This window comes from Burkholderia sp. Bp8986, from assembly GCF_003854225.1.
GTDB lineage: Bacteria > Pseudomonadota > Gammaproteobacteria > Burkholderiales > Burkholderiaceae > Burkholderia.
In genome coordinates, this window is sequence record NZ_QTQM01000029.1 from 44,119 (window position 1) to 67,305 (window position 23,187).

Annotated in this window: 23 protein-coding genes; 10 read left to right on the forward strand and 13 right to left on the reverse strand. The window is 67.8% G+C overall.

Annotated features, from left to right (window positions below):
- Window positions 1-74: 74 nt before the first annotated feature.
- Window positions 75-965, forward strand: coding sequence for an SAM-dependent methyltransferase (locus DID99_RS23870; protein WP_124667633.1), 891 nt, complete (start codon window positions 75-77; stop codon window positions 963-965).
- Window positions 966-1,092: 127 nt separating this feature from the next.
- On the opposite strand, the gene DID99_RS23875 is transcribed toward DID99_RS23870, so the two are convergent.
- On the reverse strand, window positions 1,093-1,665 hold the full coding sequence (locus DID99_RS23875) for a DUF1415 domain-containing protein (protein WP_124487886.1): 573 nt from the start codon (window positions 1,663-1,665) through the stop codon (window positions 1,093-1,095).
- 82 nt (window positions 1,666-1,747) lie between these two features.
- Complete coding sequence (locus DID99_RS23880) at window positions 1,748-2,371, reverse strand: TetR/AcrR family transcriptional regulator (protein WP_124487887.1); 624 nt, start codon at window positions 2,369-2,371, stop codon at window positions 1,748-1,750.
- Window positions 2,372-2,588: 217 nt separating this feature from the next.
- Here DID99_RS23880 and DID99_RS23885 point away from each other — a divergent pair, with 217 nt between their 5' ends.
- The 3 genes from DID99_RS23885 to DID99_RS23895 all read left to right on the forward strand — a co-directional run bounded on the left by DID99_RS23885 (window position 2,589) and on the right by DID99_RS23895 (window position 6,244).
- On the forward strand, window positions 2,589-3,872 hold the full coding sequence (locus DID99_RS23885; RefSeq protein WP_124487888.1) for an MFS transporter: 1,284 nt from the start codon (window positions 2,589-2,591) through the stop codon (window positions 3,870-3,872).
- A 157-nt stretch (window positions 3,873-4,029) separates the two neighbouring features.
- The gene (locus DID99_RS23890) at window positions 4,030-4,635 is read left to right on the forward strand and encodes a nitroreductase family protein (RefSeq protein WP_044845905.1); all 606 of its coding nucleotides are present in this window, start codon (window positions 4,030-4,032) and stop codon (window positions 4,633-4,635) included.
- A 358-nt stretch (window positions 4,636-4,993) separates the two neighbouring features.
- The gene (locus DID99_RS23895) at window positions 4,994-6,244 is read left to right on the forward strand and encodes an Hsp70 family protein (protein ID WP_044845904.1); all 1,251 of its coding nucleotides are present in this window, start codon (window positions 4,994-4,996) and stop codon (window positions 6,242-6,244) included.
- A 103-nt stretch (window positions 6,245-6,347) separates the two neighbouring features.
- Here the strand turns inward: DID99_RS23895 and DID99_RS23900 are convergent, their stop codons facing one another.
- Complete coding sequence (locus tag DID99_RS23900) at window positions 6,348-6,551, reverse strand: cold-shock protein (RefSeq protein ID WP_006477070.1); 204 nt, start codon at window positions 6,549-6,551, stop codon at window positions 6,348-6,350.
- Between the two features lie 421 nt (window positions 6,552-6,972).
- Between DID99_RS23900 and DID99_RS23910 the strand changes: the two genes are divergently transcribed.
- Entirely contained in the window at window positions 6,973-8,571 is a 1,599-nt protein-coding gene (locus DID99_RS23910) for an APC family permease (protein WP_124522197.1), read from the forward strand.
- A gap of 115 nt (window positions 8,572-8,686) precedes the next feature.
- On the opposite strand, the gene DID99_RS23915 is transcribed toward DID99_RS23910, so the two are convergent.
- The 7 genes from DID99_RS23915 to DID99_RS23945 all read right to left on the reverse strand — a co-directional run bounded on the left by DID99_RS23915 (window position 8,687) and on the right by DID99_RS23945 (window position 14,796).
- Window positions 8,687-9,478, reverse strand: coding sequence for a class III extradiol ring-cleavage dioxygenase (locus tag DID99_RS23915; protein ID WP_059607887.1), 792 nt, complete (start codon window positions 9,476-9,478; stop codon window positions 8,687-8,689).
- A 224-nt stretch (window positions 9,479-9,702) separates the two neighbouring features.
- Window positions 9,703-10,299 carry a UbiX family flavin prenyltransferase gene (locus DID99_RS23920; protein ID WP_124522195.1) on the reverse strand — a complete coding sequence of 199 codons (597 nt, stop codon included), beginning with the start codon at window positions 10,297-10,299 and terminating at the stop codon, window positions 9,703-9,705.
- Between the two features lie 13 nt (window positions 10,300-10,312).
- The gene (gene grxD, locus DID99_RS23925; protein WP_011883132.1) at window positions 10,313-10,624 is read right to left on the reverse strand and encodes a Grx4 family monothiol glutaredoxin; all 312 of its coding nucleotides are present in this window, start codon (window positions 10,622-10,624) and stop codon (window positions 10,313-10,315) included.
- 67 nt (window positions 10,625-10,691) lie between these two features.
- A complete protein-coding gene (prmC, locus tag DID99_RS23930; protein WP_124571710.1) occupies window positions 10,692-11,534 on the reverse strand; it encodes a peptide chain release factor N(5)-glutamine methyltransferase in 843 nt (280 codons plus the stop codon).
- Window positions 11,535-11,541: 7 nt separating this feature from the next.
- Entirely contained in the window at window positions 11,542-12,624 is a 1,083-nt protein-coding gene (gene prfA, locus DID99_RS23935) for a peptide chain release factor 1 (RefSeq protein ID WP_044845899.1), read from the reverse strand.
- Between the two features lie 85 nt (window positions 12,625-12,709).
- Window positions 12,710-14,008 carry a glutamyl-tRNA reductase gene (gene hemA / locus DID99_RS23940; protein ID WP_044845898.1) on the reverse strand — a complete coding sequence of 433 codons (1,299 nt, stop codon included), beginning with the start codon at window positions 14,006-14,008 and terminating at the stop codon, window positions 12,710-12,712.
- Between the two features lie 26 nt (window positions 14,009-14,034).
- Entirely contained in the window at window positions 14,035-14,796 is a 762-nt protein-coding gene (locus DID99_RS23945; RefSeq protein ID WP_124487893.1) for a response regulator transcription factor, read from the reverse strand.
- Between the two features lie 171 nt (window positions 14,797-14,967).
- On the opposite strand from DID99_RS23945, the gene DID99_RS23950 reads away from it, so the two are divergent.
- The 4 genes from DID99_RS23950 (at window position 14,968) to DID99_RS23965 (ending at window position 18,293) form a co-directional block, all read left to right on the forward strand.
- Window positions 14,968-15,222 (forward strand): hypothetical protein, encoded by a 255-nt coding sequence (locus tag DID99_RS23950; RefSeq protein WP_044845896.1) that lies wholly within the window; start codon window positions 14,968-14,970, stop codon window positions 15,220-15,222.
- Between the two features lie 18 nt (window positions 15,223-15,240).
- The gene (locus tag DID99_RS23955; RefSeq protein WP_124487895.1) at window positions 15,241-17,055 is read left to right on the forward strand and encodes an aminopeptidase P family protein; all 1,815 of its coding nucleotides are present in this window, start codon (window positions 15,241-15,243) and stop codon (window positions 17,053-17,055) included.
- Between the two features lie 66 nt (window positions 17,056-17,121).
- Window positions 17,122-17,673: a cysteine hydrolase family protein gene (locus DID99_RS23960; RefSeq protein ID WP_124667634.1), complete on the forward strand. Its 552-nt coding sequence runs from the start codon at window positions 17,122-17,124 to the stop codon at window positions 17,671-17,673.
- Entirely contained in the window at window positions 17,670-18,293 is a 624-nt protein-coding gene (locus DID99_RS23965) for an HAD family hydrolase (RefSeq protein WP_124667635.1), read from the forward strand. The genes DID99_RS23960 and DID99_RS23965 overlap by 4 nt, the downstream gene beginning before the upstream one ends.
- A 130-nt stretch (window positions 18,294-18,423) precedes the next feature.
- Here DID99_RS23965 and ettA read toward each other — a convergent pair whose 3' ends face one another.
- From ettA to gcvA, 3 genes are all read right to left on the reverse strand, one after another.
- Window positions 18,424-20,091, reverse strand: a complete 1,668-nt coding sequence (gene ettA / locus DID99_RS23970) for an energy-dependent translational throttle protein EttA (protein WP_044845892.1) — start codon at window positions 20,089-20,091, stop codon at window positions 18,424-18,426.
- A gap of 189 nt (window positions 20,092-20,280) precedes the next feature.
- The gene (locus tag DID99_RS23975) at window positions 20,281-20,589 is read right to left on the reverse strand and encodes a DUF3761 domain-containing protein (RefSeq protein WP_124571707.1); all 309 of its coding nucleotides are present in this window, start codon (window positions 20,587-20,589) and stop codon (window positions 20,281-20,283) included.
- Window positions 20,590-20,702: 113 nt separating this feature from the next.
- Complete coding sequence (gene gcvA, locus DID99_RS23980; RefSeq protein ID WP_124522185.1) at window positions 20,703-21,620, reverse strand: transcriptional regulator GcvA; 918 nt, start codon at window positions 21,618-21,620, stop codon at window positions 20,703-20,705.
- A gap of 194 nt (window positions 21,621-21,814) precedes the next feature.
- Between gcvA and DID99_RS23985 the strand changes: the two genes are divergently transcribed.
- Window positions 21,815-23,134: an MFS transporter gene (locus tag DID99_RS23985; RefSeq protein ID WP_124667636.1), complete on the forward strand. Its 1,320-nt coding sequence runs from the start codon at window positions 21,815-21,817 to the stop codon at window positions 23,132-23,134.
- The last annotated feature ends 53 nt before the right edge of the window (window positions 23,135-23,187 follow it).

A 23,187-nucleotide genomic window follows, 5' to 3' on the forward strand; every position in this document is an offset into this window, starting at 1 on the left:
AAACTGTCGCCATTCCTCACGAATTCCCGCCGCCGGGCCGTGGTCGACCGACCGTGGCCCGGCGCCGTTTCACGATGTCGAACAAGACCCACGAAATCCGTCCGGAGCAGTCCGTCGAGCTGCTGAAGGAACTGCACATCCTGACCCGCGACGGCAAGCTGAACCAGGACAGCCGCCGCAAGCTGAAGCAGGTCTATCACCTGTTCCAGTTCATCGAGCCGCTGCTCGCGAGCGTGCAGGCCGACAAGGGCGGCGTGACGCTCGTCGATCACGGCGCCGGCAAGTCGTATCTCGGCTTCATCCTGTACGACCTGTTCTTCAAGCAGCAGCCGGGGCACGGCACGCCGGCGTTCGCGTCGCACGTGTACGGGATCGAGACGCGCGAGGAACTCGTCACGCGCTCCACCGAACTCGCCGCGCGGCTCGGATTCGGCGGGATGTCGTTCCTGAACCTGTCGGTCGCCGATTCGATCACGTCGCCGAAGCTGCCCGAAACGGTCGACGTCGTCACCGCGCTGCATGCATGCGACACGGCGACCGACGACGCGATCCGGTTCGCGCTCGCGAAGCGCGCGCAGCACATCGTGCTGGTGCCGTGCTGCCAGGCGGAGGTCGCGGGCGTGCTGCGCAAGAACAAGGGCAAGTCGCTCGCGAACGCGCTGACGGAAGTGTGGCGGCATCCGCTGCATACGCGCGAATTCGGCAGCCAGATCACCAACGTGCTGCGCTGCCTGCAGCTCGAGGCGCACGGCTACCAGGTGAGCGTGACCGAGCTGGTCGGCTGGGAGCATTCGATGAAGAACGAGCTGATCATCGCGCAGTACAAGAACTTGCCGCGCCGCAAGCCCGGCGAGCGGCTGAACGAGATCCTCGGCATGTTCGGGCTCGCCGAACTGAACGAGCGCTTCTTCGCGCCGGCGCCCGCGGCGGCGGCCGGCGAGGCCGTCGAGCAGTCCGCGGACTGAGGCGGATCGAGGCGGACCAAGGCGGACCAAGGCGGACCAAAGCGGACCAAAGCGGACCAAGGCGGACCAAGGCGGACCGACGCCCGGCCCCCGTCCGCCGCGCGCCAGCCACCCGCCGCGCGACGCGTCAGACGTCGTCGCCCGGCCGGCGCATCCATTCACGCCAGCCGTCGTGACCGAGGCGGCGCAGCGTTTCCTGGTTTTTCTCGTAGATCGCGGATGCGTCCGGGAACGCATCGACCGCGCGCGCGATGCTGTCCTCGCGCAGCAGGTGCAGGATCGGATACGGCGCGCGGTTCGTGTAGTTCTCGATGTCGTCGGCTTCGCTGCCTTCGAACCGGTACTCGGGATGGAAGCTCGCGATCTGCAGCACGCCGTCGAGTCGCAGTTGCCGCACGAGCCGCTCGGCGAAGAACAGCGCATCGTTGTAGTCGACGAAATCCGCGAACGCGCGCGGATAGATCACGAGCGTCGTGTCGACCTGCTGCGGATCCGCCGCTTCGAGCGCGCGCAGCTCGGTTTCGAGATCGGCGAGCGCATCCTCGAGCGTCGTCGCTTCGCTGATCGCATAGCGTACCTGTTCCTTCACATAGACACTCTTCGCGAACGGGCACAGATTGAGCCCGATCACCGCGCGCGCGAGCCAGTGCCGCGTGGCGGCGAGAATGTCGTCGTGGGAGTCGGGGCGGGTATCGGTCATGGCGGAGGCGGTCGGGCGAAGCGGCAGCGAGGGCCGCATTGTAGCCGGAGCGGGCACGCCGGGTCGGCGCGTGCGCCGCCCGTCACGCGCAGGCGGCGTCGATCAGCTGCGTGGCCAGCGCGGGCGCGGTGCCGATCGGCGTTTCGCCGTGCCGGTAGGTCTGGCTGGCCGCGTAGATGCCTTCGACGATGAGCGCGAGCGCGTCGGCGAGCGCTTTCGGCTGCCGGGCGCCCGCGCCTTCGCACAACTCGAGGAGCCGCTTCATCAGCTGTTCCTTGTTCTGCGCGACGCGCTCGCGCGCCGGATGCGACGTATCCGGGAATTCGGCCGCGACGTTGACGAACGGACAGCCGCGATAGTCCTTCTGCGTCGCGCGTTCGGCCAGATCGACGAAATACTGGATCAATTGCGCCTTCGGCTGGCCCGGATGCTTCGCGACGCTCGAATCGAGACGCTCGAAGAAGCACGCATCCATCCGTTCCAGATACGCGAGGATCAGCTCGTCCTTCGACGAGAACTGGCGGTACAGGCTCATCTTGTTGACGCCCGCGCGCTCCACGACCGCCTCGACGCCGACCGCGCGCACCCCTTCCTTGTAAAACAGCTCCTCCGCGGCGCGCAGCAGGTGTTCCTGCGCGGCGGCCGCGGCGATCGGCCGGCGCGTGCGGCGTGCCGGCGGCTTGTTGGCGGCCTCGATGCCCGACATGATGACCCTCGACTGCGTGGTGAATTGCTTGACATGTTACCGACTGGTAACTACGATCGCAACACACTTGTGACCGATCGGTAACAATGCCGACCGGATCGACAGACAAATGCCACGTATCGGCCCGGGTCAGCCGATGCAGCGTGCGGCGGAGGTGGCCCGGAGGTGAGGCGGGGCTGGCGCGCGAGCGCGGGCCAGCCAACTGGAGAGCGACAACATGAACTGGGCAGTGACACGAATCGGCGGGCGCTTCCACTACGGATGGCTCGCGGCGGCGGTGGTTTTCCTGATCCTGCTGGCGGCGGCCGGCACGCGCGCGACGCCGAGCGTGCTGATGGTGCCGCTCGAGCGCGAACTCGGCTGGAGCCGCGCGGCGATTTCGCTGGCGATTTCGGTGAACATCGCGCTGTACGGCCTGACGGGCCCGTTCGCGGCCGCGGCGATGCAGCGTTTCGGGCTGCGGCCGACGATCCTGACCGCGCTGGTGACGATGGGCGCGGGCGTCGCGCTGTCGTCGATGATGACGCAGAGCTGGCAGATGGTCGTGATCTGGGGGCTGATGGTCGGCTGCTCGACCGGCGTCGTCGCGCTGACGCTGTCCGCGACTTTCGTCACACGCTGGTTCCATGCGCGGCGCGGGCTCGTGATGGGCATCCTGACCGCGAGCACGGCCACCGGCCAGCTCGTGTTCCTGCCGATGCTCGCGGCGATCGCGCAGCGCCACGGCTGGCGGCCGGTCGTGCTGGTCGTCGCGGTGGCGGCCGCGATCGTGATTCCGCTGGTCGCGTTCCTGCTGCCCGAGCGACCGGCCGACGTGCAGCTGCGCCCGTACGGAGAGCCGGCCGACGCGCCGGCGGCGCCCGACGCGACGAAGGAGAACCCGCTCGCGGTCGCGTTCCGCACGCTGCTGACCGCGAGCCGCTCGCGCGACTTCTGGCTGCTGTTCTTCAGCTTCTTCATCTGCGGCGCGAGCACCAACGGCTACGTTGGCACGCACCTGATCGCGATGTGCAGCGACTACGGGATGTCCGAAGTGCAGGGCGCCTCGCTGCTCGCCGCGATGGGCGTGTTCGACCTGTTCGGCACGACGCTGTCGGGCTGGCTGTCCGACCGCTACGACAACCGCGTGCTGCTGTTCTGGTACTACGGGCTGCGCGGGCTGTCGTTGATCTACCTGCCGCATGCGTTCGGCATCGACTTCTTCGGTCTGCCGCTGTTCGCGATGTTCTACGGGCTCGACTGGATCGCGACCGTGCCGCCGACCGTGCGGCTGGCCACCGACGTGTTCGGCAAGGCCGCGGCGCCGGTCGTGTTCGGCTGGATCGTCGCCGGCCACCAACTGGGCGCGGCGTTCGCGGCGCTCGGCGCGGGGCTGCTGCGCGCGAGCCTCGGCACCTATACGATCGCGTCGATGATCTCGGGCGCGCTCTGCATCGTCGGTGCGCTGATCGTGCTGCGGATCAATCGCGGCCCGTCCCGCGCGGCCGCGCAGGCCGCCTGAGCGCGGTGCGCCGGCCGGCCCGTGCGCGGGTGCGGCCGGTCAATGCAGGATCGGTGATTTGCATTGCGCGGGATGACCGGGCGCGCGACGGCTCAAGCGGTTATGCTTGCGGTTCGCCGGGCGTTCGCGCCCTTCATCGATGTCAGCGAGGAACCGCATGTCCGTCAAACCTGCTCCCACCACTGTTTCGATTCACGACCTGATCGCCGGCCGCTGGAGCCCGCGCGCGTATTCGGACGAGCCGATCAGCGCCGCCGATCTGCACGCGGTGCTCGAAGCGGCGCGCTGGGCGCCGTCCGCCTATAACGCGCAACCGTGGCGCTTCATCGTGTTCGATCGCACGCAGGACGAAGCGGCGTTCAAGCACGCATTCGCGACGCTGGTGCCGTTCAACCAGGGCTGGAACGCGCCGGCGCCGGTGCTGATCGCCGTGACCGCGCATACGCTCACGCCGAAGGGCGAGCCGGCGCCGACCGCGCTGTACGATGCGGGCGCGGCCGCGATGTCGCTGGTGCTGCAGGCGCACGCGCTCGGTCTCGCCGCGCACCAGATGAGCGGCTTCGATGCGAAGGCGTTCCGCGATGCGTTCGAGATTCCGGCCGACGTCGCGATTCCGGCGATCATCTCGCTCGGCCACTACGGCAACGTCGACAAGCTCGACCCGGTATTGCGCGAACGCGAAAAGGCGCCGCGCACGCGCCATGCGATCGGCGAGGTCGTGTATGCGGGCGCATGGAAGAAGGGTTTCGACGCCGCGGCCTGATGGTGCAAGCGGGCAGGCGTGCGTCGAGCACCTTGTCCGCACCGGTTGCCGGTGCGCTGCAGGCGGGCAGCGGGGCGCGTCGGGCACCCCGTCTGCACTGTCGCCGGTGTGCCGCAAGCGGGTGCCGGGGTGCGTCGAGCACTCTGTCCGAACCTGTCGCCGGTGCGCTGCAAGCGGGCGGCGGGGCGCCTCGGGCACCCCGTCCGCCCCTGTCGTCGGCATGCCGCAGGCGCGCCTGATCTCCGCCCCGGGCCGGTTGCACCGCGCCGGCGGCCGCCCCCGGTTGTGATCCGGCGGGCTTCATGTTAAAAAGCCCGTCCTTTCCGTTTTCGCGCCGGCCATGCTGCGGCACCTTCCCATGACTTACTGCGCGATCGATTTCGGCACGTCCAATTCCGCCGTGGCCCTGCCCGACGGCGACGCCATGCGCCTCGCGCCCGTCGAGGGCGACCACCTGACGCTGCCCACCGCGATCTTCTTCAACAACGACGAGCAGACGGTCGAATACGGCCGGGCGGCGCTCGCGTCCTATATCGACGGTTTCGACGGCCGCCTGATGCGCTCGATGAAGAGCATCCTCGGCTCGCCGCTCGCGGAAACCACGACCGATCTCGGCGACGGCAGCGCGATGGCGTACACGGAGATCATCGCGCGCTTCCTGACGCACCTGAAACGCAAGGCCGAAGCGCGCGCCGGCGCGCCGATCGGTCGCGCGGTGCTCGGCCGGCCGGTGTTCTTCGTCGACGACGATCCGCGCGCCGACCGTCTCGCGCAGGACCAGCTCGAAGCGGCCGCGCAGTCGGTCGGGTTCGCGGACGTGCATTTCCAGTACGAACCGATCGCGGCCGCGTTCGACTACGAGTCGCGCCAGCAGGCCGAGCGGCTCGTGCTGGTCGCCGACATCGGCGGCGGTACGTCGGACTTCTCGCTGGTGCGCGTCGGGCCGGAGCGGATGGCGCGCCTCGAGCGCAAGGACGACGTGCTCGCGCACCACGGCGTGCACGTCGCGGGCACCGACTACGACCGGCGCGTCGAGCTGGCGGCGATCCTGCCGGCGTTCGGCTACCGCGCGCTCGATCCCGAGGGACGCGAGCTGCCGAACCGGATCTACTTCGACCTCGCGACCTGGCACCTCATCAACACGGTCTACACGCCGAAGCGGCTGGGCGAGCTGAAGCTGATGAAGCACCTGTACCAGGACGTGCGGCAGTACGACCGGCTCACGCGCGTGGTCGAGCAGCGGCTCGGGCATGCACTGATGGCGCGCGCGGAAGAAGCGAAGATCGGCGTGGCGGCGGGCGGGGAGACGATGATCGACCTGAACGACGTGGAAGAGGATCTGCAGATCGCGTTCGACGCCGAACGCCTGGTCGACGCGAGCGTCGACGACACGGCGCGCATCGTCGATGCCGCGCGCGAAACGGTGCGGCTGGCGGGCGTCGCGCCGCGCGACGTCGGCGCGCTGTATTTCACCGGCGGCTCGACCGGGCTCGCGTTCCTGTCGGGTGCGCTCGCCGGCGCATTCCCGGACGCGCAGCCGGTGTTCGGCGATCGCCTCGCGAGCGTCGCGACCGGGCTCGGCATTCACGCGCAGCGGCTGTTCGGCTGACCGGAGGCCATTCTCGATCGGCGGCGGCCGCATGGCTGCCCGCGCCGGAAAACAAAAAGCCCCGCCGAAGCGGGGCTTTTTTACACGAATTATCGCGCCGAACTTAGACCGGACGGATGTTCGCAGCTTGCAGACCCTTCGGGCCCGTCTTCACTTCGAATTCAACCTTCTGGTTTTCTTGCAGCGTCTTGAAGCCTTCGACGCGGATTTCCGAGAAGTGCGCGAACAGATCGTCGCCGCCGCCTTCCGGGGTGATGAAGCCGAAGCCCTTTGCGTCATTGAACCACTTGACGGTACCGGTTGCCATGTTACTTGTTCCTAAAAAGATAAAACGGGGCCGAGGCCCATGGGGTGCGGAAAATCAAGGAAGGGGGTAATGGGACCAACCGGAGTACCGTTGATGGGCGAACTACGAAAGAACCAATTCACTCGCCGCTTGAAATCCTGCAACGTTGTTTATACGGGTAATCGGTCGCGCGGTCAACCGGATTTCCATGCACTCAGGGTTATTGCGGAGTTAAGGTTTACAAACCTTGCAAACGATGCGACTTTTTTGTAGGGGCCGAACGATTTTGGCGCCAACTTGGAGGTGCAACCGTTAAACTACGCGCCGCGTGGACGGGTTGCCCCGATCGGGTGATCCTTCCCCCCAAAATTGCATGCGCGCTGCTGTCCGAGCCGATCCCGGACCGCGGGCCGACCATGCTTTTTGAGACATAGGAGAGGATGTGAAGAGTTCTATTCAACGGAACATCGGCCCGTTTGCACTGATGCTGACGGGGCTGGGTTCGATTATCGGTTCGGGCTGGCTGTTCGGCGCCTGGAAGGCTGCGAAGATTGCCGGTCCGGCGGCGATTTGCGCATGGATCATCGGCGCGGTCGTGATTCTCGCGATTGCGCTGACGTACGCTGAACTCGGTGCGATGTTCCCCGAGTCGGGCGGCATGGTGCGCTACGCGCGCTACTCGCACGGTTCGCTGGTGGGCTTCATCAGCGCGTGGGCGAACTGGATCGCGATCGTATCGGTGATCCCGATCGAGGCGGAAGCGTCGATCCAGTACATGAGCACGTGGCAGTATCCGTGGGCGCATGCGCTGTTCGTGAACGGCGAGCTGACGACACCCGGCCTGCTGCTGTCGGCCGTGCTGGTCGTCATCTACTTCATGCTGAACTACTGGGGCGTCAAGGCCTTCGCACGTGCGAACACCGCGATCACGATCTTCAAGTTCCTGATCCCCGGCCTCACGATCCTCGGCCTGATGCTGTCGAGCTTCCACTCGGAAAACCTCGGCACTGCATCGAATGCAAGCTTCGCGCCGTACGGCTGGTCGGCCGTGCTGACCGCGGTCGCGACGAGCGGTATCGTGTTCGCGTTCAACGGCTTCCAGAGCCCGGTGAACCTGGCCGGCGAAGCGCGCAATCCGTCGCGCAGCGTGCCGTTCGCGGTGATCACGTCGATCCTGATCGCACTCGTGATCTACGTGCTGCTGCAGATGGCGTACATCGGTTCGGTGAATCCGGCCGACGTCGCGAAGGGCTGGTCGCAGTTCAACTTCTCGTCGCCGTTCGCCGAACTCGCGATCGCGCTGAACCTGAACTGGCTCGCGATCCTGCTGTACGTCGACGCGTTCATCAGCCCGAGCGGCACCGGTACGACCTACATGGCGACGACCACCCGCATGATCTACGCGATGGAGCGCAACAACACGATGCCGAAGATGTTCGGCAACGTGCACCCGATCTACGGCGTGCCGCGCCAGGCGATGTGGTTCAACCTGCTCGTGTCGTTCATCTTCCTGTTCTTCTTCCGCGGCTGGAGCTCGCTCGCGGCAGTGATCTCGGTCGCAACGGTGATCTCGTACCTGACCGGCCCGATCAGCCTGATGGCGCTGCGCCGCGCGGCAACCGACATCGAGCGTCCGCTGTCGATCCCGCTGATGAAACTGATCGCACCGTTCGCGTTCGTCTGCGCGTCGCTGATCCTGTACTGGGCGAAGTGGCCGCTGACGGGCGAAATCATCCTGCTGATGATCGTCGCGCTGCCGGTGTATTTCTACTTCCAGGCGAAGTCGGGCTGGACCGGCTGGGGCGCCGACCTGAAGGCCGCATGGTGGCTGGTCGCCTACCTGCCGACGATGGCCGTGCTGTCGCTGGTCGGCAGCAAGGAGTTCGGCGGTTACGGCGTGCTGCCGTACGGCTGGGACATGCTGATCGTCGCGGCAATCTCGCTGGTGTTCTACTTCTGGGGCGTGAATACCGGTTACCGGACCCAGTATCTCGACGAGCGCGAGTCGCACGACGAGATCCTTGAAGGGGTCGGTGCCTGACGCCTGACCTGCCACCGGAATCGGCGGTGGCGGAAAGCGCAAAAAAGCCCGTCCGAGCGATGCTCGGGCGGGCTTTTTACTTGTGCTCGGCGTTTGTGTCGCCGTGTCGCGCGATTCAGGCGGCCGCGCTTGCGAACACGTAGTTCGTCATCGCGAGCACGCGTTGATACGTGCCGAGCGACTGGATGCCGAGCTGGTAGTCGTCGTCGGCTGCGCCGAGCGCGGTGAACACCGGCAGCAGGTGCTCGTCGGTCGGATGCATCAGCGCCGCGTGCGGCGCCTGCCGGCGATAGTCGAGCAACGCGTCGACGTCGCGCGCGGCGAGCTTCGCCTCGAACCAGTCGGTGAATTCCGCGACGCGCGGGTCCGCATCCTCGGGCGCCGCGCTGAAATCGGCCGCGCGCAGGTTGTGCGTGATCTGGCCCGAGCCGATCACCATCACGCCTTCGTCGCGCAGCGGCCGCAGTGCGCGGCCGAGCGCGAAGTGATGGGCCGCGTCCGCACGCGGCTGGATCGACAGCTGCGCGACGGGTACGTCGGCCTCCGGGAACATCAGCAGCATCGGCACCCACGCGCCGTGGTCGAGACCGTGCTCGGTCGTCGCGGTCGCGATGCCGGCCGCGTTCAGCAGCGCGGCCGCCCGCTCGGCGACCTCGGGCGCGCCCGGTGCCGGGTAGCGGATCTCGTACAGTGCGCGCGGGAAGCCGTAGAAGTCATGGATCGTTTCCGGGTGCGCGGCGACGCTCGCGACCGGCTGCTGCGTGCCCCAGTGCGCGGACAGCATCAGCACCGCGCGGGGGCGCGGCAATTCGGCGCCGAGGTGCGTGAATGCGCCGGACGGCAGCGTCGGGTCGATCGGCAGCGTCGGGGCGCCGTGTGACAGGTAAAGCGAAGGCAAGCGGTTCATGGTGGGGAGCCTGCAATAGTGGGTTGCCTGGGACTATAGGCGCGCACCGGACATTGATAAATCGGCTTGCCGGAATTTGATTGAATCGCAATGGTTGATAATTCGGCCGATTCGGGTGCGTGGGAGCAGGCGCGGGGAGGCTGGGCGTGGTTGGATCGAACCGGAAGGCGGCCGAATCGACGAAGATGCGTGGAGAACGGCGCCGAAGCGCCGCGTCGAGCGGCTTACCGTGCGGGCCGGATGCCGGCCCACGGCGTCGTCATCGGTGCGCTGAGCGCGAACAGGTCGAGCACGCGCGTGACGGTCTGGTCGACGAGTTCCTCGATCGTCTTCGGCATCGCGTAGAACGCGGGCAGCGGCGGAAACACGATGCCGCCCATTTCGGTCACGGCGGTCATGTTGCGCAGATGCGCGAGGTTGAACGGCGTTTCGCGCACCATCAGCACGAGACGGCGGCGTTCCTTCAGCGTGACGTCGGCCGCGCGCGTGATCAGGTTGTCCGACAGGCCGTGCGCGACGCTCGCGAGCGTCTTCATCGAGCACGGGGCGATCACCATCCCGTCGGTTGCGAACGAACCGGACGCGATCGTCGCGCCGACATCGCGTACCGAATGCACGACATCCGCCCGGCCTTCGACTTCGGCCTTCGACAGCTGCAATTCATGCTGGATATTGAGCCAGCCGGCGTTCGAAACCAGCAGATGCGTTTCGACGCCGCCGGCGGCGCGCAGCAATTCGAGCAGCCGCACGCCGTAGACCGCGCCGGTGGCGCCGGTGATCGCGACGATCAGCCGGCGTGGCGGCGCGCTGGGAGATGCCATCGGGAACGGGGCATTACGCGGCGGCGAACAGTTGCTGCAGTTCGCCCGACTGGTACATCTCCATCATGATGTCCGAGCCGCCGATGAATTCGCCCTTCACGTACAGCTGCGGGATGGTCGGCCAGTTCGAGAATTCCTTGATGCCCTGGCGGATCTCGTCGTCCTCGAGCACGTTGACCGTCTTGAACTGGTCGACGCCGCAGGCTTTCAACACCTGCACGGCGCGGCCCGAAAAGCCGCACATCGGGAATTGCGCGTTGCCCTTCATGAAGAGCACGACCTGGTTTTCGTCGACGATTTGCTTGATACGTTGTTGGGTGTCCATGACTGACCTTGCGTTGGCGGGGCGTTAGAACGAAATGATAGCGGATTTCAACCGGGCGGGCCGGCCGTCAGACGGGCCGGCGGCCGCCCGTGGTGCGTTCGATCGCGGCGAGATCGGCGAGCGACTCGACCGCGACGAAGCCGCGTGACACGAGCAAGGCACGCACGGCTTCGGCCTGGTCGTAGCCGTGCTCGATCCAGAGCGTGCCGCCCGGTTTCAGGTACGCGCCGGCGCCTGCGACGATCGTGCGGATCGCGCTGAGGCCGTCGGCATCGTCGGTGAGCGCGCCGCGCGGCTCGAACCGCAGGTCGCCCTGCGCGAGGTGCGGATCGTGCTGCGCGATGTACGGCGGATTGCTGACGATCGTGTCGAACGCGAGCGTCGGCTCGAGCGCGGCGTACCAGTCGCTCTGCAGCCAGTGCAGCGGGCCGCCGGGGCGGCGCGCGTCGAGCAGCTTGTGCGCGTTGCGCCGGGCGACGTCGAGCGCGGCCGATGAGCGGTCGAGCGCCCACACGCGTGCGTCGGGCCGTTCGGCGGCGATCGACACGGCGATCGCGCCGCTGCCGGTGCCGAGATCGAGCACGGCCGGATGCGGGCGACCGTCGATCGCGTCGAGCGCGGCTTCGACGAGGAGTTCGGTTTCGGGGCGCGGAATCAGCACGTCGGGCGTCACATCGAACGGCCGGCCGAAGAATTCGCGCATCCCGACGAGCTGCGCGACCGGCTCGCCCGCCACGCGGCGCGCTTCGAGCGCGCGGTAGCGCGCGATCGCGGCGGGCTCGAGCGGGGCGTCGCCGCGCGTGATCAGCTGCGTGCGGGTCCAGCCGAGCGCGTACGCGAGGAGCACGCGCGCATCGACCGGGTCGAGCGGCGACGCGCGCAGCAGATCGTCGGCGGTGGTGTCGGGCATCGCGACCTCAGTCGGTGTCGCCGAGCGACGCGAGCAGTTCGGCCTGGTGTTCGGTGACGAGCGCGCCGATCAGTTCGTCGAGATCGCCGTCCATCAGCGCCTCGAGCCGGTACAGCGTGAGGTTGATCCGGTGATCGGTCATCCGGCCCTGCGGGAAGTTGTACGTGCGGATCCGCTCCGAGCGGTCGCCCGAGCCGATCAGGCTCTTGCGCGTCGCCGCTTCCTTCGCGTGCTGCTCGTGATACTGCTTGTCCTTGATGCGCGCGGCGAGCACCTTCAGCGCACGATCCTTGTTCTTGTGCTGCGAGCGGTCGTCCTGGCACTCGACGACGATCCCGGTCGGGATGTGCGTGACGCGCACCGCCGAATCGGTCTTGTTGATGTGCTGGCCGCCCGCACCCGACGCGCGGAACGTGTCGATCCGCAGGTCGGCCGGATTGATCTCGACCTCGCCGATTTCGTCGGCTTCCGGCATCACCGCGACCGTGCAGGCGGACGTGTGGATGCGCCCCTGCGTCTCGGTCGCCGGCACGCGCTGCACGCGATGGCCGCCCGATTCGAACTTCAGCCGCGAGTAGGCACCCTGGCCGGCGATCCGCACGATCACTTCCTTGTAGCCGCCGAGATCCGACGGGCTCTCCGACATCATCTCGACCTGCCAGCGCTGGCGTTCCGCGAAGCGCAGGTACATGCGCAGCAGGTCGCCCGCGAACAGCGCCGATTCGTCGCCGCCGGTGCCCGCGCGGATTTCGAGGAAGATGTTGCGGTCGTCGTTGGGGTCCTTCGGCAGCAGCATCTTCTGCAACTCGCCTTCGAGGCGAACCATGCGTTCCCGCGCGCTGCGAATCTCGTCTTCGGCGAAATCGCGCATCGATGCATCGGCGACCAGCTCCTGCGCGGCCGTCTCGTCGCTGCGCGACTGGCGCCACAGCGCGTACTGCTCGACGACCGGGCCGAGTTCCGCGTGTTCGCGCGTCAGCTTGCGGTACTGGTCGAGGTCGGCCGTGACGTTTTCGCGGCTCAGCAGGTCGTTCAGTTCGGCCAGCCGGATAGACAGCTGGTCGAGCTTGCGTTGCATGCTCGTCTTCATGGTGTGGAGCGACGCTCCCGGACAAAAGGGGTATTCGAAAAGGATAGGCCGGCGCGCGGCCGGCGGCAGGGGCAACCGGCCGGCGCTAGTGGCCGGACTGGTCGTTCGAGCGCGGCGCGTGCTGGTAGAAGCCGCGCATCAGGTCGATCAGCGAATCGCGGTCGGTGCCGTTCACGCGGTTGAGCGCGCTCGTCGGGCCGTGGATCAGCTTGTTGGTGAGCGCCTGCGACAGCGCTTCGAGGACGGCGGCCGGATCGTCGCCGCGCGCGAGCAGCTTCTGCGCTTTCTCGACTTCCGCGCGGCGCAGCGCGTCGGCCTGCGTATGCATGTGACGGATCACCGGCACGACGCTGCGCGTGTCGAGCCACTGCATGAAGTTCTGCACGCGGGTTTCGATGATCGTCTCGGCTTGTGCAACCGCGGCCTGGCGCGATGCGTTGCCTTCGCGCACGATCGCACCGAGATCGTCGACGGTGTAGAGGAACACATCCTTCAGCTTGCCGACTTCCGGCTCGATGTCGCGCGGCACCGCGAGGTCGACCATGAAGATCGGCCGGTGGCGGCGCGCCTTCACCGCACGTTCGACCGCGCCGAGGCCGATGATCGGCAGCGTCGACGCGGTGCACGACACGATGATGTCGAATTCGTGCATGCGGGCCGGCAGGTCCGACAACGGCATCGCGCGGCCGTTGAAACGTTCGGCGAGCCGCTGGCCGCGTTCGGCCGTGCGGTTCGCGACGACGAGCTCGCGCGGGCTCTGCGCGGCGAAGTGCGTCGCGCACAGCTCGATCATCTCGCCGGCGCCGATGAACAGCACGCGCTGATCCGACACTTTTTCGAAGATGCGCTGCGCGAGGCGGACCGCGGCGGCGGCCATCGACACCGACTGCGCGCCAATCTCGGTCGTGCCGCGCACTTCCTTCGCGACGGCGAACGTGCGCTGGAACAGCTGGTTCAGATAGGTGCCGAGCGCGCCGGCTTCCGTCGCGGTGCGCACCGCATCCTTCATCTGGCCCAGGATCTGCGTTTCGCCGAGCACCATCGAATCGAGACCCGACGCGACGCGGAATGCGTGCCGGACCGCTTCCGATTGCGGCAGCGCATAGACGTGCGGGGCGAGTTCGTCGACCGGAATCTGGTGGTACTCCGACAGCCAGCGAATCGCACCCTCGCGGGCGGCCCGATCGTCGGTCGCGCAATAGAGTTCGGTGCGGTTGCAGGTGGAGAGGATTGCCGCTTCGGGCGCATTCGGCGCCTGGGGGCCGAGGAACACGTTCTTGAACGTGACGAGAGCCGGCTTGATTTGCTCGAGCGGAAACGCCACGCGTTCGCGCAGGGCGACAGGCGCAGTGTGGTGGTTGATTCCGATCGTGAGGAGTTGCATATCGAGGGCTATCGTTTAGCCCCATATTATAGCGTTTCAGCGATTTCCTCACTTGCGGCATACCGGGCATCGGCGTGGCGCGGCCTCGAATTTGGGGGCTCGATCGGCACGCGGTCGAGCTGGTAGCCGTAGCCGTAGAGCGGCAGAAGCCGGTAGCCGTGCTCCGGAAGCAGCCGCAGCTTGCTGCGCAGCCGGGACGCATGGGTGTCGAGCGTGCGCGACTTCATGTCGCGGCGGCGGCCCCACACCGTTTCGAGGATATGGGCGCGCGACACGGGCCGCGACAGGTTCGCGAACAGCAGCTGTGCGAAGCGGAACTCCTTCGGCGTGAGCGCGACGATCGCATCGCCGAAGCGCACGAGGCTGTGGGTCGCATCGAACGCGTATTCTCCATACATTTCGCGCGAGCGATTCGGCGGCCGCCGGACACCTGCGCGCCGGCTCAGCGCGTTGACGCGTGCGAGCAGCTCGGGGCCGCTCACCGGGCGCACGAGGCAGTCGTCGGCCCCAGCGTGCAGGCACGACACGACTTCGCTTTCGCGCGGCAGCTGCATCACGGCGATGGCCGGCAGCCCGGGCAGGATCGCCTGCGCCCGCGGAATGACTTCCTCGGCCGGCTGGTCGCCGGCCCAGTTGCCGATGATCAGCATGTCGCAGGTATCGGTGGCGAGCCACTCGAAGAATGCCGCGCTGGACGGAAACGCGTGGCACACATGGCCGCCGGCGAACAGCAGGCGGTTCAGGAGCGCAGCATGATGCGCCTCCGGATCGATGAGAGCGATTCGCATGAGGATTTCTTCAATACGCCTGCGGGCGCGCGCTTGCCATAACGTCGGGTCGGCCCCTACACTCGAATGTTCGCGGCGCCCGGCTGGTCTCGGGTTCGATGGATGAATCGATGCTAGCCGCTGGCAACGTTCACGCCTATGGGACGAATCTGAATTTATAGAAGGCGTCGAATGAACTGGTTTGGAATCCTTGTCCTGGGAGCGGCCGTCGGGCTGTTCGGCCGGTGGCTGCATCCGATGCGGCGCACGGGCCGGCCGGCATGGTGGATCGTGGTGCTGGTCGGCATCGCAGGCGCCGCCGCCGCGCGAATGGCCGGCAATCTCTCTGGACTGTTTTACGACGGCGAAACGCTCGAATGGCCGGTCTGCACCGGTGTCGCGTTCCTCGCCGTAGCCGTGACGGTCGCCGTGTCGGCCCGTCGCTGAACGCTCTCAGGTGAAATCATGAATGCCCGTCTCCCCGAAGTCTCGTCGGTGCCGGCCCGCCTCGCGCTGCTGCGCGGCGCGATGGTCCGCGAGGATCTGGCCGCTTATCTCGTGCCGTCCGCCGATCCTCACCTGTCCGAGTACCTGCCCGAGCGCTGGCAGGCGCGACGCTGGCTGTCCGGCTTCACGGGCTCGGTCGGCACGCTGGTCGTGACCGCGGATTTCGCGGGCTTGTGGGTCGATAGCCGCTACTGGGTGCAGGCCGAGGCCGAACTCGCCGGCACGGGCGTCCAGCTGATGAAGATGACGGGCGGGCAGCAGAGTGCGCCGCACGTCGACTGGCTCGCGCAGAACGTGCCGGCCGGGGCGACGGTCGGCGTCGACGGCGCCGTGCTCGGCGTCGCGGCGGCACGCGCGCTGACGGCCGCGCTGAGCGCGCGCGGCATCGCGCTGCGCACCGATCTCGACCTGCTCGACGCGATCTGGCCGGAGCGCCCGGGGCTGCCGGGCGACGCGGTGTTCGAGCACGTGGCGCCGCAGGCCGACACGACGCGCGCGAGCAAGCTCGCGGAAGTGCGCCGCGCGATGCACGCGCAGGGCGCGCAATGGCATTTCGTGTCGACGCTCGACGATCTCGCGTGGCTGTTCAACCTGCGCGGCGCCGACGTCAACTTCAACCCGGTGTTCGTCGCGCACGCGATGATCGGGGCCGATCGCGCGACGCTGTTCGTCGCCGACGGCAAGGTGTCGCCGGCGCTGGCCGCGTCGCTCGCGCAGGACGGCGTCGAGGTCCGCGCGTACGACGCCGCGCGCGCGTCGCTCGCGGCGCTGCCCGACGGCGCGACGCTGCTGATCGATCCGCGCCGAGTGACGTTCGGCACGCTCGAGGCCGTGCCGGCCGGCGTGAAACTGATCGAGGCCGTGAACCCGTCGACGTTCGCGAAGTCGCGCAAGACGTCCGCCGAGATCGAGCACGTGCGCGTGACGATGGAGCACGACGGCGCCGCGCTCGCAGAATTCTTTGCGTGGTTCGAGCAGGCGGTGAACCGCGAGACGATCACCGAGCTGACGATCGACGAGCAACTCACGGCCGCGCGCGCACGGCGCCCCGGCTACGTGTCGCCGAGCTTCGCGACGATCGCCGGCTTCAACGCGAACGGTGCGATGCCGCACTATCGCGCGACGCCCGAGTCGCACGCGACGATCGCCGGCGACGGCCTGCTGCTCGTCGATTCGGGCGGCCAGTACACGACCGGCACCACCGACATCACGCGCGTCGTGCCGGTCGGCACGGTCAGCGACCTGCAGCGCCGCGATTTCACGATCGTGCTGAAGTCGATGATGGCGCTGTCGCGCGCACGCTTCCCGCGCGGCATCCGCTCGCCGATGCTCGACGCGATCGCGCGCGCGCCGATGTGGGCGGCCGGGCTCGACTACGGCCACGGCACCGGTCACGGCGTCGGCTACTTCCTGAACGTGCACGAGGGTCCGCAGGTCATCTCGCACTACGCGCCGGCCGAGCCGTACACGGCGATGGAAGAGGGGATGATCACGTCGATCGAGCCGGGCGTGTACCGGCCCGGCAAATGGGGCATCCGGATCGAAAACCTGGTCGTGAATCGCGCGGGCGGGCAGACCGAATTCGGCGATTTCCTCGCGTTCGAGACGCTGACGCTGTGCCCGATCGACACGCGCTGCGTGCTGATCGAGATGCTGCATGAAGAAGAACGCGCGTGGCTGAACGCGTATCACGCGACCGTGCGCGAGCGCGTGGGCCGGCACGTGAGCGGCGACGCGAAGGCGTGGCTCGACGCGCGCACGCAGCCGATCTGACGCGACGCGCAATACACGACAGATACCGGCCGCGCGACGGCCGGACCACGACGGAGAGGGCAATCGATGGCAGACACCGCAGTGATCGTGATCGACATGCAGCGGGGGCTGGTGCAGCGGGCGCGGCCCGCGTACCGGCTCGACGACGTCGTGTCGGGCATCAACCGGCTGACGGCGGCGGCACGTGCGGCAAACGTGCCCGTGTGCTTCGTGCAGCACGACGGCGATGCGGACGACGACATCGTGCCCGGCACGCCCGGCTGGGAACTGCATGAGGAACTGATCGTCGGTCGCGCCGACTGGCGCATCCGCAAGCAGGTGAGCGATTCGTTCCACGACACGCCGCTCGCCGCGCAGCTCGACGGCCACGGCATTCGTTCGGTGCTGATCTGCGGTTATGCGACCGAGTTCTGCGTCGATTCGGCCGCGCGCCGCGCGGCACTGCTCGGCTATCGGACGACCGTCGTGTCCGACCTGCACACGACGAACGAGCGCACCCACCTGTCGGCCGCGCAGATCGTCGCGCATCATCACTTCGTGTGGGAAAACAATACGCTGTCGGGCAATGCGGTGACGCCGCGTCCGCTCGCCGACGTGCTCGCCACGGAGTTCGCATGACGATCAAGGCGGTGGTGTTCGATTTCGGCGGCGTGCTGATCGACTGGAGCCCCGAGTACCTGTACCGGCAGCTGATTCCGGACGAAGCCGAGCGCCGCTGGTTCCTCACGCACGTGTGCGCGATGGACTGGGTGATCCGGCAGGACGGCGGGCAGACGATCGACGACGGCACGAGCGAGCTGGTCGCGAAGTTTCCGGCGCACGAGACGCTGATCCGCGCGTTCTACGCGCGCTGGCACGAGATGATCGGCGGCGTGCTCGACGAAGGCGTCGCGCTCGTCGACCGGCTCGATGCGCAGGGGATGCCGCTCTTCGGGCTGACCAACTGGTCCGCGCAGACCTTTCCGTATGCGTGGGACAACTTCCCGGTGCTGCGGCGTTTCAAGGACATCGTCGTGTCGGGCCGCGTGAAGCTCGTGAAACCCGATCCGGCGATCTACCGCGAGATGCAGGCGCGGATCGATCCGCACCTGCCGGGCATTGCGCCGCATGAGCTCGTGTTCATCGACGACAACGCGAAGAATGCCGCGGCCGCGACGGCACTCGGCTGGCATGGCATTCATCACACGAGCGCGGCCGCGACCGAGGCGCGTTTGCGCGAGCTGGGCGCGCTCGCGTAGGCGTCGCGCCGGACCGCCGGATGAAAAAAGCGGGCCATGAGCCCGCTTTTTCGTTCTGCCGATCTGGAAGCGGCCGCGTTCGGCACCCGGCGTCGTGTCGCCGCGTCGCCGGATGCACGGGCCGCGCCACTTAGCGGCTGATCGGCTTGTAGCGCAGGCGCTTCGGCTTCGCGGCTTCCTCGCCGAGGCGCGCACGCTTGTCGGCTTCGTATTCCTGGTAGTTGCCGTCGAAGAACGTGACCTGCGAATCGCCTTCGAACGCGAGGATGTGCGTCGCGATCCGGTCGAGGAACCAGCGATCGTGCGAGATCACCATCACCGAGCCCGCGAATTCGAGCAACGCGTCTTCCAGCGCGCGCAGCGTTTCGACGTCGAGGTCGTTCGACGGTTCGTCGAGCAGCAGCACGTTGCCGCCGGAGATCAGCGTCTTCGCGAGGTGCAGGCGGCCGCGTTCGCCGCCCGACAGGTTGCCGACGATCTTCTGCTGGTCGCCGCCCTTGAAGTTGAAGCGGCCGATGTACGCCCGCGACGGCGTTTCGTACTTGCCGACCGTCAGCACGTCGGCGCCGCCCGAGATTTCCTCGAACACCGTCTTCGAGCCGTCGAGCGCATCGCGGCTCTGGTCGACGTACGCGAGCTTCACGGTCGGGCCCATCACGACTTCGCCCGAATCCGGCTGTTCCTTGCCGGTCAGCATCTTGAACAGCGTCGACTTGCCGGCGCCGTTCGGGCCGATGATGCCGACGATCGCGCCGGCCGGAATCTTGAAGTTCAGGTTGTCGATCAGCAGGCGGTCGCCGAACGACTTGCTGACGTTCTTGAACTCGATCACTTCATTGCCGAGGCGGTCGCCGACCGGAATGAAGATTTCCTGCGTTTCGTTGCGCTTCTGGTATTCCTGGCTGTTCAGCTCCTCGAAGCGCGCGATACGCGCCTTCGACTTCGCCTGGCGGCCCTTCGGGTTCTGGCGCACCCACTCCAGTTCCTTCTTGATCGCCTTCTGGCGCGCCGATTCCGACGCTTCTTCCTGCTTCAGGCGCTCTTCCTTCTGGTCGAGCCAGCTGCTGTAGTTGCCCTTCCACGGAATGCCGTGGCCGCGGTCGAGTTCGAGAATCCACTCGGCCGCGTTGTCGAGGAAATAGCGATCGTGCGTGACGGCGACGACGGTGCCCGGGAAGCGCACCAGGAACTGCTCGAGCCAGTCGACCGATTCCGCGTCGAGGTGGTTGGTCGGTTCGTCGAGCAGCAGCATGTCCGGCTTCTCGAGCAGCAGCTTGCACAGCGCGACGCGGCGTTTTTCACCGCCCGACAGATGCTCGATCTTCGCGTCCCACGCCGGCAGGCGCAGCGCGTCGGCGGCCACTTCGAGCTGCTGCTCGGGGCTGCCGCCGTCGCTCGACGCGAGGATCGCTTCGTATTTCGCCTGCTCGGCCGCGAGCGCGTCGAAGTCGGCGTCCGGTTCCGCATAGGCCGCGTAGATTTCCTCGAGCTTCTTGTTCGCCTGGAACAGGTCGCCGAGGCCTTCCTCGACGGCTTCGCGCACCGTCTTCGTCGGATCGAGCTGCGGTTCCTGCGGCAGGTAGCCGATGTTCAGGTTCGGCATCGGCGTCGCTTCGCCTTCGATGTCCTTGTCGACGCCCGCCATGATGCGGATCAGCGTCGACTTGCCCGAGCCGTTCAGGCCGAGCACGCCGATCTTCGCGCCGGGAAAGAACGACAGCGAGATGTCCTTCAGGATCTGGCGCTTGGGCGGCACGATCTTGCCGACCCGGTTCATCGTGAAAACGTATTGGGCCATTTGGGTGTGAAACTCAGAAAGGGTTGAGACTGCCGCGCAGCGCATCGGCGTGCGTGGCGTCGGGTGATTCGGTACGGAGCGTGCCGCGCGGGGCGCGGCGGTGTCGCCGCGGGTTGGCGGCGCGAGCGCGTATTGTACTTCGGCGCCGGCTGCCGCTGGCACCGCGCTGGCCATTCGGCCGACCCGCGTTCACAGCCATCCGGCGACGCCACCGTGCCCCGAGCAGGTGCCGCGCCGATGGCGGCTGAAGCTGTACGTGCCGTCGCGGCAGCGCGCGCTCGCGCCCTCGGGCACGCGGCCCGATTTCGAATGCGCCGGTGCATGGACGGTGTCGCCGTCGCGATTGCGGTACGTGTCGTGCCGGTCGAGGTCCGCTTCGCTGCCGTAGCCGGGCGACGCGCGATAGGCGTGCGCCGCGGGCGGCAGGGCGGCGCACGCGACGAGCAGCGCGGCCGACAGGGTTGCGATGCGTGTCGCGCGGCGGAGCAGGGCTGGCATGGTCTCTCTGCGGATGTCGTTGTCCGTTGCCGGTGGCTGGCGGGCCGACGGCCCGGGCCGCATGTTAGCCGATCGGCTCGAGATCGTTGCCGCCGCCCCGCGCTGCAGCGACGCTACGCCGTGCCCGTCATCGATGCCGCGCCGTCGGCCTGGGCGGCCTCGAGAATCCACCGGCGGAACGCGGCGACTTTCGCGCGCTCCGCATGATGCGGCGGATAGACGAGGTAGTACGCGAAGTCGTCGAGCCACGCGACGTCGGCAAGCTGCACGAGCCGGCCGCTCGCGAGCTCGCCGCGCACCATCGCCGCCGGAAGCAGGCCGGCACCCTGGCCGGCGAGGATCGCCTGCAGTAACAGACTGGAATCGTCGAACGCGGGGCCGCGCGGCGGCCCGAAATCGGCGATTCGCTGCGCGTCGAACCAGATGTGCCAGCCCTTGCGTTCGGCGTCGTGCAGATGCGGCCATCCGGCCAGGTCGGCGGGCGTGGCCGGCATGCCCAGCCGCGCGACGAGTTCCGGCGCCGCAAGCGCGACGATCTCCACGGTCAGCAGCCGTTCGCTGCACAGCCCGATGTAGCGGCCGAGACCGTGGCGGATCGCGACGTCGACGCCGTCGCGCGAGAAATCGGCGAGCGCATGGCTCGCGACGATCTGCAGGTCGACGTCCGGGCATGCGTCGCGGAACTGCGCGAGGCGCGGCACGAGCCATGCGGATGCGAAAAACGGCGTGACGCTCACCGTCAGCACGCCGCTGTCGGCGGCGCCCGACACGCGCTGCGACGCGTCGGCGATTTGCCGGAACGCGTTGCGCACGGGCGGCAGATAGTCGCGGCCCGCGGCGGTCAGCAGGATGCCGCGGTTCACGCGCTCGAACAGTTGCACGCCGAGATGGGTCTCGAGCGTGCGGATCAGCTGGCTCACCGCGCCGGGCGTGACCGACAGCTCTTCCGCTGCCGATTTCACCGACAGGTGGCGGGCCGCTGCCTCGAACGCGCGCAACGCGTTGAGCGGTGGCAGACGGGAACGGTTCATTGAGTTTTTCTAAAGCGAAAGGCCGACGAAATATCGTTTGAGGCAAGGCATGCGCGCGAGTACCGTTGTCGCATGCGGATCGCATTCGTCACGGCTGCTTCGCGGCGGTCGATGCGATCAACATAGTTCAACTATATCCATGAGGCAATCCGGACGCCGCGCGGCGTCCGGCGGAACCTGAGAGGAGCATCGTCATGAGCGGCCCGCGCGCGTCGCGCGTCTTCTACGGCTGGTATGTGGTGGCGGCCGCGTTCGCCGTCACGTTCGTCGGCTTCGGCAGTGCGTACACGTTCAGCGCGTTCGTCGAAGCGCTGCAGCGGGATTTCGCCGCATCGCGCGGGCAGATCTCGCTCGTGTTCTCGCTGGCCGGCTTCCTGTATTTCGGCTTCGGCATCGTCAGCGGCCCGCTTGCCGATCGTTTCGGCTCACGGCGGCTCGCCGTCACCGGCATGTTGCTGACGGCGGCGGGTCTCGCGGCGGCCGGCGCCGCGCATACGCTGCTGCAGGTCTATGTCGCGTACGGGCTCGGTGTCGGCCTCGGCGTCGGCTGCGCGTATGTGCCGGCCGTCGGCGCCGTGCAGCGCTGGTTCGTGCGGCGGCGCGGCTTCGCGTCGGGGCTCGCGGTCGCGGGAATCGGCGTCGGCACGCTCGTGATGCCGCCGCTCGCCTCCGCGCTGATCGCGCACGTCGGCTGGCGCGGCGCCTATTTCACGCTTGCGGCGCTCGCGGTCGCGATCGGCGCCGGGATGTCGCTGCTGATCGAGAACGACCCGCGCGGGCGCGGGCTGTTGCCGGACGGGGAGGCCGTGCATCCGGCCGCCGGCGGAGGCTTGCCGAAAGCGGGCGGGCACACGGCAGGGGCCGTGGGCGCCGTGAACGCTGTGGATCGCGCGCGGGCTGCCGTAGCGGCGCCCACCGGCGCGACGCTGCGCGAGGCCGTCACGTCGCGACCGTTCGCGAGCCTCTACGCGGCGTGCCTCGTGTGCTCGTTCGGCGTCTTCGTGCCGTTCGTGCACCTCGTGCCGTATGCGCTCGATCATGGCGTCGCATCGTCGACGGCCGTGCTGCTGCTCGGCGCGATCGGCGTCGGCAGCACGGCTGGGCGCTTCTTTCTCGGTGGCCTCGCCGACCGCTTCGGCCGCCGCGCATCGCTGCTCGCGATGTTCGCGGGCATGGCCGTCGCGCTCGTCGCGTGGGCCGGCGCCGGCAGCGTCGCGACGCTGGCCGCGTTCGCACTCGTGTTCGGCGTGTTCTACGGCGGCTGGGTCGCCGTGCTGCCCGCCGTCGTGATGGACTACTTCGGCGGCCGCAACGTGAGCGCGATCATCGGCGTGCTGTACACGAGCATCGCGTTCGGCACGCTGATCGGGCCGGCTGCGGCCGGTTTCATCTACGACGCGGGTGGCGGTTATCTCGTGCCGATCCTGGCCAGCGCGGCCGCCAATGCGATCGCGTTCGCGATCGTCGCCACCACCGGCCGCGCGCAGATGGCCGTGCGCGCGGCCGGCCGCTAGACGCGCGTCCCGCTGCAAGGCGCGGCGCCTTCCAGCTAGGCGCGATCTACGAT

Bases quoted from the DNA above. Each gene is read 5' to 3' on its own strand.
- DID99_RS23870 (WP_124667633.1), top strand. From the start codon at position 75: ATGTCGAACAAGACCCACGAAATCCGTCCGGAGCAGTCCGTCGAGCTG.
- DID99_RS23875 (WP_124487886.1), bottom strand. From the start codon at position 1,665: ATGACCGATACCCGCCCCGACTCCCACGACGACATTCTCGCCGCCACG.
- DID99_RS23880 (WP_124487887.1), bottom strand. From the start codon at position 2,371: ATGTCGGGCATCGAGGCCGCCAACAAGCCGCCGGCACGCCGCACGCGC.
- DID99_RS23885 (WP_124487888.1), top strand. From the start codon at position 2,589: ATGAACTGGGCAGTGACACGAATCGGCGGGCGCTTCCACTACGGATGG.
- DID99_RS23890 (WP_044845905.1), top strand. From the start codon at position 4,030: ATGTCCGTCAAACCTGCTCCCACCACTGTTTCGATTCACGACCTGATC.
- DID99_RS23895 (WP_044845904.1), top strand. From the start codon at position 4,994: ATGACTTACTGCGCGATCGATTTCGGCACGTCCAATTCCGCCGTGGCC.
- DID99_RS23900 (WP_006477070.1), bottom strand. From the start codon at position 6,551: ATGGCAACCGGTACCGTCAAGTGGTTCAATGACGCAAAGGGCTTCGGC.
- DID99_RS23915 (WP_059607887.1), bottom strand. From the start codon at position 9,478: ATGAACCGCTTGCCTTCGCTTTACCTGTCACACGGCGCCCCGACGCTG.
- DID99_RS23920 (WP_124522195.1), bottom strand. From the start codon at position 10,299: ATGGCATCTCCCAGCGCGCCGCCACGCCGGCTGATCGTCGCGATCACC.
- grxD (WP_011883132.1), bottom strand. From the start codon at position 10,624: ATGGACACCCAACAACGTATCAAGCAAATCGTCGACGAAAACCAGGTC.
- prmC (WP_124571710.1), bottom strand. From the start codon at position 11,534: ATGCCCGACACCACCGCCGACGATCTGCTGCGCGCGTCGCCGCTCGAC.
- prfA (WP_044845899.1), bottom strand. From the start codon at position 12,624: ATGAAGACGAGCATGCAACGCAAGCTCGACCAGCTGTCTATCCGGCTG.
- hemA (WP_044845898.1), bottom strand. From the start codon at position 14,008: ATGCAACTCCTCACGATCGGAATCAACCACCACACTGCGCCTGTCGCC.
- DID99_RS23945 (WP_124487893.1), bottom strand. From the start codon at position 14,796: ATGCGAATCGCTCTCATCGATCCGGAGGCGCATCATGCTGCGCTCCTG.
- DID99_RS23950 (WP_044845896.1), top strand. From the start codon at position 14,968: ATGAACTGGTTTGGAATCCTTGTCCTGGGAGCGGCCGTCGGGCTGTTC.
- DID99_RS23955 (WP_124487895.1), top strand. From the start codon at position 15,241: ATGAATGCCCGTCTCCCCGAAGTCTCGTCGGTGCCGGCCCGCCTCGCG.
- DID99_RS23960 (WP_124667634.1), top strand. From the start codon at position 17,122: ATGGCAGACACCGCAGTGATCGTGATCGACATGCAGCGGGGGCTGGTG.
- DID99_RS23965 (WP_124667635.1), top strand. From the start codon at position 17,670: ATGACGATCAAGGCGGTGGTGTTCGATTTCGGCGGCGTGCTGATCGAC.
- ettA (WP_044845892.1), bottom strand. From the start codon at position 20,091: ATGGCCCAATACGTTTTCACGATGAACCGGGTCGGCAAGATCGTGCCG.
- DID99_RS23975 (WP_124571707.1), bottom strand. From the start codon at position 20,589: ATGCCAGCCCTGCTCCGCCGCGCGACACGCATCGCAACCCTGTCGGCC.
- gcvA (WP_124522185.1), bottom strand. From the start codon at position 21,620: ATGAACCGTTCCCGTCTGCCACCGCTCAACGCGTTGCGCGCGTTCGAG.
- DID99_RS23985 (WP_124667636.1), top strand. From the start codon at position 21,815: ATGAGCGGCCCGCGCGCGTCGCGCGTCTTCTACGGCTGGTATGTGGTG.